Origin of the sequence: Pseudoalteromonas sp. MEBiC 03485 (assembly GCF_004195145.1) — a bacterium.
GTDB lineage: Bacteria > Pseudomonadota > Gammaproteobacteria > Enterobacterales > Alteromonadaceae > Pseudoalteromonas > Pseudoalteromonas apostichopi.
Window position 1 is genome coordinate 281,508 of record NZ_SGBT01000001.1, and the last position, 13,787, is coordinate 295,294.

General features: G+C 40.5%; 13 protein-coding genes. 8 read left to right on the forward strand and 5 right to left on the reverse strand.

Annotated features, from left to right (window positions below; genetic code table 11):
* Positions 1–7 precede the first annotated feature (7 nt).
* The 4 genes from aceE to ampD form a co-directional block, all read right to left on the reverse strand.
* Positions 8–2,674 carry a pyruvate dehydrogenase (acetyl-transferring), homodimeric type gene (gene aceE / locus EVU92_RS01285; RefSeq protein WP_130049697.1) on the reverse strand — a complete coding sequence of 889 codons (2,667 nt, stop codon included), beginning with the start codon at positions 2,672–2,674 and terminating at the stop codon, positions 8–10.
* A gap of 85 nt (positions 2,675–2,759) precedes the next feature.
* The gene (pdhR, locus tag EVU92_RS01290) at positions 2,760–3,509 is read right to left on the reverse strand and encodes a pyruvate dehydrogenase complex transcriptional repressor PdhR (RefSeq protein WP_130049698.1); all 750 of its coding nucleotides are present in this window, start codon (positions 3,507–3,509) and stop codon (positions 2,760–2,762) included.
* 378 nt (positions 3,510–3,887) lie between these two features.
* The gene (gene ampE, locus EVU92_RS01295; RefSeq protein ID WP_130049699.1) at positions 3,888–4,739 is read right to left on the reverse strand and encodes a beta-lactamase regulator AmpE; all 852 of its coding nucleotides are present in this window, start codon (positions 4,737–4,739) and stop codon (positions 3,888–3,890) included.
* Between the two features lie 22 nt (positions 4,740–4,761).
* Complete coding sequence (ampD, locus tag EVU92_RS01300) at positions 4,762–5,304, reverse strand: 1,6-anhydro-N-acetylmuramyl-L-alanine amidase AmpD (protein ID WP_130049700.1); 543 nt, start codon at positions 5,302–5,304, stop codon at positions 4,762–4,764.
* Positions 5,305–5,491: 187 nt separating this feature from the next.
* Between ampD and nadC the strand changes: the two genes are divergently transcribed.
* The 7 genes from nadC to yacG all read left to right on the forward strand — a co-directional run bounded on the left by nadC (position 5,492) and on the right by yacG (position 12,344).
* Complete coding sequence (nadC, locus tag EVU92_RS01305) at positions 5,492–6,340, forward strand: carboxylating nicotinate-nucleotide diphosphorylase (protein WP_130049701.1); 849 nt, start codon at positions 5,492–5,494, stop codon at positions 6,338–6,340.
* Between the two features lie 494 nt (positions 6,341–6,834).
* The gene (locus EVU92_RS01310) at positions 6,835–7,266 is read left to right on the forward strand and encodes a pilin (protein ID WP_130049702.1); all 432 of its coding nucleotides are present in this window, start codon (positions 6,835–6,837) and stop codon (positions 7,264–7,266) included.
* A gap of 52 nt (positions 7,267–7,318) precedes the next feature.
* Entirely contained in the window at positions 7,319–8,542 is a 1,224-nt protein-coding gene (locus tag EVU92_RS01315; RefSeq protein ID WP_130049703.1) for a type II secretion system F family protein, read from the forward strand.
* A gap of 123 nt (positions 8,543–8,665) precedes the next feature.
* On the forward strand, positions 8,666–9,562 hold the full coding sequence (locus EVU92_RS01320; protein ID WP_130049704.1) for an A24 family peptidase: 897 nt from the start codon (positions 8,666–8,668) through the stop codon (positions 9,560–9,562).
* A gap of 2 nt (positions 9,563–9,564) precedes the next feature.
* Complete coding sequence (gene coaE / locus EVU92_RS01325) at positions 9,565–10,164, forward strand: dephospho-CoA kinase (protein ID WP_130049705.1); 600 nt, start codon at positions 9,565–9,567, stop codon at positions 10,162–10,164.
* A 195-nt stretch (positions 10,165–10,359) separates the two neighbouring features.
* The gene (gene pilB, locus EVU92_RS01330) at positions 10,360–12,036 is read left to right on the forward strand and encodes a type IV-A pilus assembly ATPase PilB (protein ID WP_130049706.1); all 1,677 of its coding nucleotides are present in this window, start codon (positions 10,360–10,362) and stop codon (positions 12,034–12,036) included.
* Positions 12,037–12,110: 74 nt separating this feature from the next.
* Complete coding sequence (yacG, locus tag EVU92_RS01335; protein ID WP_130049707.1) at positions 12,111–12,344, forward strand: DNA gyrase inhibitor YacG; 234 nt, start codon at positions 12,111–12,113, stop codon at positions 12,342–12,344.
* A gap of 62 nt (positions 12,345–12,406) precedes the next feature.
* On the opposite strand, the gene EVU92_RS01340 is transcribed toward yacG, so the two are convergent.
* Complete coding sequence (locus EVU92_RS01340; RefSeq protein WP_130049708.1) at positions 12,407–12,925, reverse strand: Spy/CpxP family protein refolding chaperone; 519 nt, start codon at positions 12,923–12,925, stop codon at positions 12,407–12,409.
* 171 nt (positions 12,926–13,096) lie between these two features.
* Between EVU92_RS01340 and EVU92_RS01345 the strand changes: the two genes are divergently transcribed.
* Positions 13,097–13,786 carry a response regulator gene (locus EVU92_RS01345; protein WP_130049709.1) on the forward strand — a complete coding sequence of 230 codons (690 nt, stop codon included), beginning with the start codon at positions 13,097–13,099 and terminating at the stop codon, positions 13,784–13,786.
* The last annotated feature ends 1 nt before the right edge of the window (position 13,787 follow it).

Consider the following 13,787-nt stretch of genomic DNA (forward strand, 5'->3'; position numbering starts at 1 on the left):
GAACCTCTTATGCGTATAGCGGGTTAACTTTGTTTGTGTCGATGTCAAATTTCTTGATTGCTTCAACAACCACTGACTTTTCAACTTCACCACGTTTTACAAGCTCAGATAAAGTTGCAACCACTACATAGCCAGCATTTACTTCGAAGTGACGACGCAAGTTTTCACGGCTATCAGAACGACCGTAACCATCAGTACCCAACACTTTATAGTTGCTGCTTGGTACAAATGAACGAACTTGTTCTGCGTAGTTCTTCATGTAGTCTGTTGCAGCTACAGTCACTGCATCTGTTAATGCATTTGTGATGTAAGCAGTCTTTTGCTCAGCTTCAGGGTTAAGCATGTTGAAACGCTCAGCATCTTGACCGTCACGTGTTAACTCGTTGAATGACGTTACAGAGAATACATCAGAACCAATGCCATACTCTTCGCTTAGGATTTGTGCTGCTTTACGCACTTCCATCATGATAGTACCTGAACCTAGTAACTGTACTTTCGCTTTCTCGCCAGCCACAGTTTCAAGTTTGTAGATACCTTTACGAATACCTTCTTCAGCGCCTTCAGGCATTGCTGGTTGATGGTAGTTTTCGTTCATTAGCGTTAGGTAATAGAACACGTTTTCTTGATCTTCACCGTACATGCGACGGATACCGTCTTGCATGATTACCGCTACTTCGTATGCGAATGTCGGGTCATAAGAAATACAGTTAGGAACCGTGTTAGCAAGAATGTGGCTGTGACCATCTTCGTGCTGTAAACCTTCACCGTTTAGCGTTGTACGACCTGCAGTAGCACCTAGTAAGAAACCACGCGCTTGTTGGTCACCAGCCATCCACGCCATATCACCTACACGTTGGAAACCAAACATTGAGTAGTAGATGTAGAATGGGATCATTGGTAAATCGTTAGTGCTGTATGATGTTGCAGCAGCAACCCATGATGACATTGCACCTAACTCGTTGATACCTTCTTGTAGTACTTGACCTGATGTAGCTTCTTTATAGTAAGAAACGATATCACGGTCTTGAGGTGTGTAGTTTTGGCCATGCGGGTTATAAATACCAATTTGACGGAATAAACCTTCCATACCAAAGGTACGTGCTTCATCGGCGATAATAGGAACGATGTTTTTACCAATGCCTTTATCTTTTAGTAACACGTTAAGTGCACGTACAAAGCCCATTGTTGTAGAGATGTCACGTTTTTGCTCTTCAAGTAGCGGCTTGAACGCGTCAACTTCTGGCAATGTTAGGCTTTCAGAAAACTTTGGAATACGCTTAGGCGTGTAACCTTGTAGCGCTTCACGGCGTGCATGAAGGTACTTATACTCTTCAGAGCCTTCTTCAAGAGTTAAGTATGGTAAGTCTTTAATTTCTTCGTCTGAAACTAAGTCTTGTAGACCTAAACGTGAACGTAAGTGTTCAACATGGGTCATATCCATTTTCTTAACTTGGTGTGCGATGTTTTTACCTTCAGCAGCGTCACCCATGCCGTAACCTTTTACAGTTTTCGCTAGGATTACTGTTGGACGATCTTTGGTTTCTTCCGCTTTTTTGAATGCAGCGTAAAGTTTTGATGGCTCATGGCCGCCACGCTTAAGCGCGAAGATCTCTTCATCAGTCATATCAGCAACAAGCGCTGCTGTTTCAGGGTAACGACCAAAGAAGTGCTCACGTACGTACGCACCATCTTTTGCTTTATATGTTTGGTAATCACCGTCAATGGTTTCGTTCATTAACTGAAGCAATTTACCTGTTGTATCTTTAGCTAGTAAGATATCCCAACCGCTACCCCATACAACTTTAATTACGTTCCAGCCAGCACCTTTGAATAGGCCTTCAAGCTCTTGAATGATCTTACCGTTACCCATTACTGGGCCATCTAAACGCTGTAAGTTACAGTTGATTAGGTAACATAGATTATCTAATTTCTCACGAGCTGCGAATGAGATTGCACCGCGTGATTCTGGCTCATCCATCTCACCATCGCCTAAGAAAGCGTATACACGTTGGTTTTTAGTATCTTTTAAGCCACGACCATCTAAATATTTTAAGAAACGAGCTTGGTAGATTGATGCAATTGGACCAAGACCCATCGATACAGTAGGGAACTGCCAAAACTCAGGCATTAATTTAGGGTGTGGGTATGAAGGAAGACCGTTACCATCAACTTCTTGACGGAAGTTATCAAGCTGCTCAGCTGTTAAACGACCTTCAACGAATGCACGAGCATAAATACCAGGAGAGATGTGGCCTTGGTAATAAACTAAGTCACCGCCATCTACATCGTTTGGTGCTTTAAAGAAGTGGTTAAAACATACTTCATAGAATGCAGCTGAAGACTGGTAAGAAGCCATATGGCCGCCTAAGTCTAGATCTTTTTTCGACGCACGTAATACGATCATGATCGCATTCCAACGGATAATTGAACGAATACGACGTTCAATGTTTACGTCACCTGGGTAAGCAGGTTCTTGATCTACCGGAATGGTATTAACGTAGTTAGTGGTTGTGCCAGTAGGCATATCAACACCGTCTAAACGGGCTTGCTCTAACACTTGCTCAAGTAAGAATTGAGCACGTTCAACACCTTCTTCACGCACAACAGACTCAAGGGCTTGTAACCACTCTTGTGTTTCTAGCGCGTCTACGTCAATTTTATTGACTTCAGACATATGGAGGTTTCCTTATGTTTAAAATACTAATTATTTTAATAAATCTTAAAATTAAGTTGTTAACTAAACTTAGCTAATCACTTGCTTAATGTTGTTTGGTGCGTCTTAAACTACGTTCAATCCGCGAATGCTCTTTGCCAGCCTCAAGTAAGGCTTCTTCGATAAAGGCTAAGTGAGCATTACTAGCAAGACGAGCTTGCTCTGGGTTTCCTTCAATAACCGCATCCATCAACAGTCGTCTATGTTCTGCGAGCTGTTGGCTGATCTGTGGTTTTTTTAACAGTACAGTTAAATTCTGTAATACATTTTGCTCAAGCAATGCCTGCATGCCACGTACTAAATGTAGTAACACAACGTTATGAGATGCTTCTGCCACACTAAAATGAAATGCGTTAATTGCTTTTGCTTTTTGCACAAGGTCGTCATTAACGAGCGCAATATTGTCAAAGCTTTGTTTTACTTTTTTAAAGTCATTTGTCGTACCGCGCATAGCCGCATAGTATGCAGCAATTCCTTCAAGGGCATGACGAAATTCTAGTAAATCAAATTGTGACTCTGGATGCTTACTAATCAAATCAAAAAGCGGATCAGTGAGCCCCTCTTCAAGCTGATTTTTTACAAACGTTCCACCGCCTTGGCGACGCGTTACTAATCCCTTGGCTTCAAGTTTTTGAATTGCCTCTCGTAATGATGGTCGCGATACTTCAAATTGTTTCGCTAATTCACGTTCAGGAGGCAGCTTTTCGCCTGGCGCTAACGACCCCTCAAGAATCATATTCTCAAGTTGTTGTAAAATTACATCAGATAACTTTGCTGCTTTAATCTTTAAAGACATTTATTAACGTCCGCATTATTATGCGCTAACCCCATAAATATCGGGTACTTAGCCTTGTGCTTTGACCAAAAAGGTAAATTGGTCATACCAAATTTATCGCATACGTTATCAAAAACCCGAATTTCTGTCAATTTCACTACACTCAGCGCCCGGTTACACCCTAACGCAATTCGTCTAAAGATTAAACAGTATGGATTAAAGTGGCTTTTTCTAAAGGAAAAAACAATAAAAAATAAATGGTCAGACCAGATTGGACAACTGAGCTTTTAGAGGTCAGGTTTTAGATGTTAGTTGAATTGAGTAGCTTTGTAGCAGCGGGTTTACCCCGCGACAAAACTCGTACACACCTATAAATCAAAACGCGATATAAAATCGCGCCTACGCCAAGCCACCAAACAGGGTTAATGCAGCGATAATCACTAAAAAGAACAAGACATTTCTTTTTACAAGCTTCATCATGCAAGTGGCTTCATAAGTACAGCCAAAATGTTGTTGCTCGATTTGCTCAGCGGCAAGTGCGGTTTGCGTAACAACTTTTCGGTTACTCACTGAAAAGTCGAGCACATACTTCAGCCAACAACTAGTACCTTTATTAAAGTTACCAATCACTAAATAACCAAAGCTCGCAACCCGTGCTGGTAACCAGTCAAGCCAGAACAATAAACTATGGATTAGTTTAAAACGCTTAGCGTAGGGAACATGGTGATCATCTCTTACTTTGTCAGCAAAAGTACGAACCAGCGCATAAAGAACCGCACCAGGTACACCTAAAACCACAAACCAAAAAATAACGGCACAATAAAAGCGAAAATTTAACCAAGCTAAAGTTTGGCCAAAGGTCTCACCAAGCGGCTCATTTTCTGTTTTCTTTTGGCCCATTTGTAATGCATATAAGGTAGCCGCTTCTTGATCGTTTCGTGTTAAGGCATTTAAGTAAGACTTATACAAAGCACGTTGCTTAGCACAGCCAAAACAAACCAGCAGCACAGCAACATTCACAGCCAACTGCCAGATAATAAAATCAGAGAGTTGATAAACTAACCCCGCGGCAAGTACAGGTAACATTAACCATATCAAAAAACCAATTGGCGAATTAAACAACCCCTTTTCTGACAGTTGCTTTTGCGAATGCTTTAAATAGGTATTGGCATAAAAACCGATTTGCCAGTAATCAGCTCGAGCTCCTAAACGCTCAATCACCAAAGCAATAATTATTGAAATTAAGATCATGCTTTTACCTATATCCTTTCAACTAAAACACTAAATCAAAATAGTACTGCCAATCAAAACTACTACCCGGATCAGTTTTTCTGCCGGGAGCAATATCACAATGGCCAACAATGCGTGAACGGTTTATTGCAGGATACTTATCCATTAACGCCTTAGTCACTAAGTGTAATGCATTATATTGTGCTTGGGTATACGCTTGCGTATCTGTGCCTTCAAGCTCAATGCCCACACTAAAGTCATTACACTGCTCTCTGCCTTCAAACATTGAGATACCCGCATGCCAAGCTCGCTTCTCAAAAGGCACGTACTGAATAATTTCACCCGTGCGACGAATAAAGCAATGCGCAGACACTCTTAACCCTTTTAAATCAACAAAGGTTTCATGTGCCGTACAATCAATTGCCCCCATAAATAAATCATCAACATAGGGCGTTGCAAACTGCCCCGCTGGCAATGAGATATTATGAATAACAAGTAATGATACTTCGTTTTCAGGGCGCTCATCAAAATGTGTACAAGGCCTTTGTAACACATTGTTTAATTGCCCTAATTCATTTATATGCATATTAAAAACTAACGATGACAATAAAGTTAAATAGTGTAAAGGGTTAAAAACTCAGGGTCTAGTTGCTTTAATTTACTCGCTTAAAGTGAGGCTAAGGTTACATAAATGTGGGCAATCTTTGTCTTCTATTAAGAAGTTAAACATAGTAAAATTTCGCCAATTTATTAATAAACAATGAGCTTTTGACATGTCAGTCCCTCACACTTTAATTAGCCAACTGGTAAAACTTGCCCTTGATGAAGATTTAGATTACCAAAGCGCAAATGACGGTGATATTACCGCGCAACTAATTCCAGAAAACGAGCTAGCCAATGCCAAGGTAATTACCCGTGAAGACTGTGTATTTTGTGGTAAAGACATTATTTTAGAAGTATTTAACCAAGTCGACCCTTCAGTAAAAGTTGAGGTACTAGTAAATGACGGCGACAGAGTCACAGCAAATTCTACGCTCTTCACTGCATCTGGCTCAGCTCGGGCTATTTTAACTGCAGAGCGAACTGCCCTTAACTTTGTACAAACCCTCTGTGGTACAGCAACAACAACCGCTCATTATGTAAAAGAACTTGAAGGCACGACCACGCAACTACTCGATACGCGCAAAACCATTCCAGGCTTACGTGCCCTACAAAAATATGCTGTAAAGTGTGGTGGCGGCGCGAATCATCGCATCGGCTTGTTTGATGCCTTCCTAATTAAGGAAAACCACATTGCTGCCTGTGGTGGAATTGATAAAGCAGTCGCACAGGCTAAAATCAACCACCCCACAAAGCCAGTTGAAGTGGAAGTGGAATCACTTGATGAGCTTGAACAAGCGATTAACGCAGGGGTTGATATCATCATGCTTGATAACTTTACCGTAGAGCAAATTCAACAAGCAGTCGTGCTTACAGATAAGCGCGCAAAGCTTGAGGTATCTGGCAATATGACACTTGAAACCTTAAAAGCCTATTCACAGGCAGGTGTAGACTTTATTTCAAGTGGTGCACTTACAAAAAATTTACAATCAATCGACCTTTCAATGCGATTTAACGGCTAAAACTCTCCTTTACGTATTTAATGCTTTACCTAATTCATTGACAAGAAATTAAAAAAAGCATTAAATACGTAAAAAGCCTGAGCCAGTAACAAAAAACCAACATTCATTCAGCGTTTTTAATTATTTTGTATACCCACGTCCTGAACCTACACAAGATTGCAATCAATTCAATAAGTTCCTAAAGAGATGCGGTGTTTATAAATAGTACAAAGAACTAGATCTAAGCTTATTTTACATCAAACAAAGGTAGGAAAGTTCTGAAAAACTGCTTATTGAACAGGAAAATGGCTTCCAAAAACGCTTAATAATGCTAAAGTAAATTTTATGAACTCTGAACATAGGATGTTCTAGTAAAACTTTGTTAATCATCAAGCTTTACTCAAACTGACTTTAAGTAAAACTGTAAGATTTATCCTGTAAATTGAGCCTTGGTTTTACAACGCTGAAGTTACAGCTAAACTTACAATAAACATATCCTTTAGGAGAGGAACAAAATGACACAACAAAAGCAACAGGGCTTCACCCTAATTGAATTAATGATTGTTGTTGCAATCATCGGTATTTTGGCAGCGGTAGCACTGCCTGCTTATCAAGATTATGCGATTAGAGCAAAAGTAACAGAGGGCTTATCTTTAGCATCAGGTGCTAAAACTACTGTTACAGAAAACGCTATGAATGGTAATGCCCTAGACCAAAGCTGGGTAGCTCCGACAGCAACCAAAAATGTGGCAAGTGTTGCAGTTACACAAGCTACTGGTGTTATCACTATTACTTATACTGCTTCAGCGGGAGGTGGCACAGTTTTACTTACTCCAACTGCAGGAGGGGCTGCTTTAGCCTCAGGGACAGTTCCTACAGGTTCGATTAGCTGGACTTGTTCTGCAGGTACAATGTCTACTACATACTTACCATCTAGTTGCCGATAAAATTTAAAGCGCCTTCATTCGAGGGCGCTATTACCCTTGCATTATCTTCATCATGACAAAAACCAAAAATAATGACTTAGATACTTTCGAATGGGTTGGAGTGAGTGCGCGTGGCAAAAAGTTAGAAGGTGAGCTTTCAGGACAAAGTATTGCTTTGGTTAAAGCACAGCTACGCAAGCAAGGTATTATTCCGTCGAAAGTAAAACGCAAAGCAAAACCCTTGTTTGGTGCTCGCGTACAAAAAATCACAGCAAAAGATATTGCACTGATAACTAGACAAATAGCCACTATGCTCATGGCGGGCGTACCACTAATACAGTCAATTGAGATGATAGGTTCTGGCGCAAAGAATAAAAGTGTCGCTAAGCTTATGGAAGGTATTGGCGATGATGTTAAAGCAGGTATTCCTCTTTCGCAGAGTCTTCGTAAATATCCTCGTTATTTTGATGATTTATACTGTGACCTTGTAGCATCAGGTGAGCAGTCCGGTGCACTAGATAAAATATACGACCGTGTTGCCCTTTATAAAGAAAAAGCTGAGGCTTTAAAGTCAAAAATTAAAAAAGCCATGTTCTACCCAATCGCGGTGTTAGTGGTTGCTCTAATAGTTACATCTATCTTGCTAATATTTGTAGTGCCGCAATTCCAAGATATTTTTAGTGGTTTTGGTGCTGAACTACCTGCATTTACTCTCATGGTGATTGGTATCTCTGAATTTATGCAGGAATATTGGTGGATAATACTCATTGCTATTATCGCTATTGGCTTTATCTATAAAGAAGCGCTACTTAAAAGTAAAAAACTCAGGGATGCCAATGACAGAGCGATATTAAAACTGCCCGTTATAGGTATGATCTTGAATAAAGCGGCGGTTGCTAGGTATGCTCGTACTTTATCAACCACGTTTGCTGCCGGTGTGCCGCTGGTTGATGCACTTGATTCTGCAGCGGGCGCTTCCGGTAATGCAGTTTACCGCTATGCAATTTTAGAAATTAAAGCCGAAGTAAGCTCAGGTAATCAAATGAACTGGGCAATGCGAAACTCAAAAATATTCCCCGATATGGTCGTACAAATGGTTGCCATAGGTGAAGAGTCAGGTTCACTCGATGGTATGCTTGCCAAAGTGGCCACCATTTATGAGCAGGAAGTGGATGATGCCGTTGATGGTTTATCGAGCTTACTTGAGCCACTTATTATGGCGGTTTTAGGTGTTCTTGTCGGTGGTTTAATTGTTGCTATGTACTTACCTATCTTCCAATTAGGATCAGTGATTTAAAATATAGCTGTAAGCAAAACTCTAACCGCTGATTGATAGCTTGCAAGATAAAATGAAGAATAAGAATAGTTCAACACAGCGAAGTAAAATCGGCCTGTAAATGGCCAGAAGTTAGGTATTTTAATGGAAAACTTTTTTCTTGATATAACCACTGCGATGCAAACTCAGCAGTGGTTTTATTTTTTGACCGTCGGCTTAGTTAGCCTATGTATTGGTAGCTTTTTAAATGTGGTGATTTATCGTTTACCACTGATGATGAAAAGAGAATGGCAAACTGAATGCCGTGTCTTATTGGCCGGTGAGCTCAATTCAAAACAACAGACAGAACAAGCGCCATTTAATCTGGTAAAGCCAAATTCGACCTGCCCTAAATGCAAAGCACCGATCAAAGCTTGGCAAAATATCCCTGTGCTAAGTTGGTTATTATTAAAGGGTCGCTGTGCAAATTGTAAAACCGTTATATCTGTTCGTTACCCTATTGTTGAAATGCTTACAGCAGTTTTAAGTTTAATTGTTGCTGCTGTTTTTGGCCCAACGAAGCTTGCTCTTCTTTATATAGTGATTACTTGGGTTTTAGTCGCTTTAACCTTTATCGATATAGATCACATGTTGCTGCCTGACCAGCTAACCCTCCCATTGGTTTGGCTAGCGCTGATTGCCGCTACTATTGATATTACCATTGCCCCAACCGATGCCATAATAGGTGCCGCTGTTGGTTATTTAAGCTTATGGAGTGTCTACTGGTTATTTAAGCTTGCCACTGGTAAAGAAGGCATGGGTTATGGTGACTTTAAACTATTAGCCGTGTTCGGTGCGCTACTAGGTTGGCAAGATATATTAACCATAGTGCTATTATCAAGTGTCGTCGGTGCTATCATCGGCATTGCGCAAATCTTTATTCAAGGTAAGGACAAAACCACGCCAATCCCTTTTGGACCCTACCTTGCCATAGCAGGTTGGGTAACTTTGCTTTGGGGTCAGCAAATTCAAAGCTATTACTTTAACTATTTAGGTTACTAATTATGGCAAACTGGGTTTTAGGGTTAACCGGTGGTATTGGTTCTGGCAAAAGTGCAGTAAGCGCCATGTTTGAAGAGCTTGGTATTCAAGTTGTTGATGCCGATATCGTAGCCAGAGAAGTCGTCGAGCAAGGCTCTATTGGCCTCAAAAAAATTACTGAACATTTTGGTAATGAAATACTTACTAGCGAAGGCACGCTTGATCGTGCAAAACTAAGAAAGATTATCTTTGCAAATGAATCAGAAAAGCAATGCCTAAACAGCTTATTACACCCACTTATTAGGGAGTCAATGATCACGCAATTAAAGCAAGCCACCAGCCAGTATGTCATCTTAGTTGCTCCCTTACTTTTTGAAAATGGCCTAGAAAAATACTGCGATCACACCTTACTAATTGATGTTCCGGTTGAAGTGCAAATAACAAGAACTACAGCTCGTGATAATGTATCTACTGAATTAGCTAAGCAAATCATAGCCTCACAAATGTCGAGAGCTGACAAGCAAAAAAAAGCAACGGATATATTAGATAACAACCGCCCTCTTGAAGAGGTAAAAATTGATGTGCTAAAGCTACATAAAAAGTACCTGCCACACTCGAACTAGGCTATTGATTTTGTTTATAGATTTTCATTAAACAAAGCCTACCCAAAACCAATACAAAAGTACCAACAAGCATTCTAAATGACTGAGTTTATGGTGAAATTATTTTGCAATTTTTCCTAAATCAGACAAGACTGATGTAATAGCCTTACTTTTTCTGTTAGATTGTGGCAAATAAAGGATCAAACTAGGTGTTCAATGAATATAAACTCACCGCTACTTAGAAAATTTATTACACTCGGTCGTATTGATGCAGAGACCGTAAAATCAAAGCAGCGCGAATACAGCTCTACTGCCGAGCTTATTTCTAAAACATGTGGAATGGATGGGCATGAACTTGCGGAGCAATGTACAGACCTCTTTCGTGTGCCTTATTTTGATATTAGAGATTTTGATGTAGCGTATATTTCTGAAGAGCTTATTAAAGACAAACTCATTCGTGAACACCATATTCTGCCGTTAGTAAAAAAAGGCCGTAAACTCTATATTGCCGCCTCAGATCCGACCGACTACGGTGCATTTGAAAACTTTGAATTTAGTACCGGTCTTTCATGCGAAGTGGTCGTTGTTGATTATCTTCAACTTGAAAACAAAATTGAGCAATTACTTGATGCTGCAGGAAGCTTGCATCTAAGTGAAAGCGAATTCAAAGAACTTGGGGATTTAGAATCAGAGAGCCCACAAAACTTAGCACCTAAAGATGAAGACAAAGACGATGCACCTATTATTGTTTACATCAATAAAATTTTGATGGATGCGATTAAAAAAGGTGCCTCGGATCTGCATTTTGAACCTTATGAACACCGCTACCGTGTGCGTTTCCGTATCGATGGTATTTTGCATGAAATGGCAAGCCCACCCAATAGCTTAGCCAGCCGTTTATCGGCTCGGATCAAGGTAATGTCACGACTTGATATCGCAGAAAAACGTAAACCTCAAGACGGCCGTATTAAGCTTAAAATTACTGAACGAAAAAGTATCGATTTCCGTGTCAGTACATTACCGACCCTTTGGGGCGAGAAAATCGTTATGCGTATTCTCGACTCATCAAGTGCTATGCTGGGTATCGATGTTCTTGGTTATGAACCAGAGCAGAAAAAGCTGTATATGGATGCACTTGATCAACCACAAGGCATGATCTTAGTAACGGGTCCTACTGGTTCTGGTAAAACAGTATCATTGTATACAGGTTTGAATATTCTCAACCAGCCAGAACGTAACATCAGTACAGCCGAAGATCCTGTTGAGATAAACCTTGAAGGGATTAACCAAGTACAGATCAATCCGAAAGCAGATATGACCTTTGCCAATGCATTAAAAGCCTTTTTACGACAAGATCCTGATGTGGTGATGGTTGGTGAGATCCGTGACCTTGAAACAGCTGAAATTGCTATTAAAGCAGCACAAACAGGTCACTTGGTATTATCTACCCTGCATACAAACTCAGCACCTGAAACCCTCACCCGTCTTTTGAACATGGGTGTACCAGCTTACAACGTAGCTAGCTCAATCAGCCTTATTATTGCTCAGCGTCTAGCGAGACGTCTTTGCCCTAAGTGTAAAACGCCAGAAACACTTCCTGAAGAAGAGCTGATTCGCCAAGGTTTTGATAAAGATAAGCTCAGTGAAGTCCAGTTATTTGCACCAAATGGTTGTGATAGTTGTACAGATGGCTATAAGGGTCGAGTTGGTGTTTACGAGGTAATGCAAATTACCCCTGAAATCGCGCAAATCATTATGCGTGGTGGTAATTCGCTAGAAATTGCTGAAGTAGCGCTTCGTTCAGGCTTTAATAATCTGCGTTTATCTGGTCTTAAAAAAGCTGCCGATGGAGTTACCTCATTGAAAGAAATAAACCGAGTAACGAGTTTTTAAAACAAATTCGTTACTGGATTATCAGCTAACTGTTCAGTAAGATCTGACTAAAGTGCTTATTTAAGAGTTATTCCATGCCAACAGTTGTAAACTGCCCAACATGTAAATCAAAAGTCGAATGGTCGGAGCAGAGTCCGCATCGCCCATTTTGTTCAAAACGCTGCCAGCTAATTGATTTAGGCGAGTGGTCGTTTGAAAATAATAAAATTTCTAGTCCTATCAACAATGCCAATGAGCTAAGCCAAGATATGATTGAAGACATCGAAGCGATGCTGGCTAAAAATGATGATGCATTCTTTAAAGAATAAACTCTGATTGCAGTGTAATACAAAAAATGCGGCATTTGCCGCATTTTCATATACATTTACTTTTAACCTTCTGAACGCTCGCCTTTATTCAGGCCATAATGGCCCTTTTTGTGACCTTTTTTACGAAGGTGCTGTTTGATTTTTTGATAACTTTCGCGCTGCTCTGCATTCAAAACTTGCCAAATTGCATGGTCAGATTTCATTTTCAGCATTGCAAACTGCTGGCCTTTTTCTTGGCGAGCTTTAATCAGCTCCAATGCGGCATTTTCGTCAAATGCTTTCGTTGCTAATAACGCATCCATTTTCTCTTTGTGTGCTGCACGAGAGGCTTTCATTGCATCTTTATCACCGCGAAGTGCTGCAAATTGCGATTTTTGCTCAGCAAAAATCGCCTTTAGTTGCGTTTGCTGATCTTCGCTAAGTTGTAACTTATCAATGCCACGCTCAGAAAGTAAAAAACGAGCCTGTGAGTTCATACCACGGTTAAAGTCACCTTTCGCCATTGCTGAAGTAGCACCTACACTGGCTGCTGCTAAACCACAAACAAGTACGAATTTAGAAAGCTTATTTGAAATAGTCATAATCATTACCTTTTGTTGGGTTGTGCTCTACTGTCGTTTCCGAGCAATGTGATAACTATATCTAACTCAATGCAAAGGAACGCAAACCAGTGTAAAGGTTGTGTAAAGATTCACCTTTACACAATTTAGTGAGTAAAATAGCCTTAAAGAAGTAAATAGCTAGGTGTCAAAATGAAACTATTGATGATCGACGACGATACAGGATTGTGTGAATTACTCAGCGAGTACTTATCAGCACAAGGTTTTACAGTAGAGTGTGTTCATGATGGTGCTGAGGGCCTAAAACAAGCTATTAAGCATAGCTATGAGCTCATATTGCTTGATGTTATGTTGCCATCTATGGATGGCTTTGAGGTGTTAAAACAATTAAGACAGCATAAGCTTACCCCAGTGATCATGCTAACCGCGAAAGGCGAAGACTTTGATCGCATCTTTGGTTTAGAACTGGGCGCAGATGATTATATTCCTAAGCCATTTAACCACAGAGAGCTGCTAGCCCGCGTTAAAGCAATAACCCGTCGTATAGAGCATATCAATAGCTTATCGAGTCAACATGCCAGCTCATTGAGTGTAAACAGTATCAATATCAATTTCGCAACGCGAGAGGCTTCGGTAAACGACATCGTACTGAGCCTAACAGGCACTGAATATGAAATTCTTACTATGCTCGTACAGCATGCAGGTGAAGTGATAAGTAAAGAACAAATAAGTGAGCAAGTCCTGGGTAGACGCCTCGCCCCTTTTGACCGCTCAATCGATATGCATGTAAGTAACATTCGTAAAAAGATTGCAGAACACGTGAGTAATGAACGGATCAAAACCATGCGTGGCAGTGGTTATGTACTAATACAAGGCGAATAAT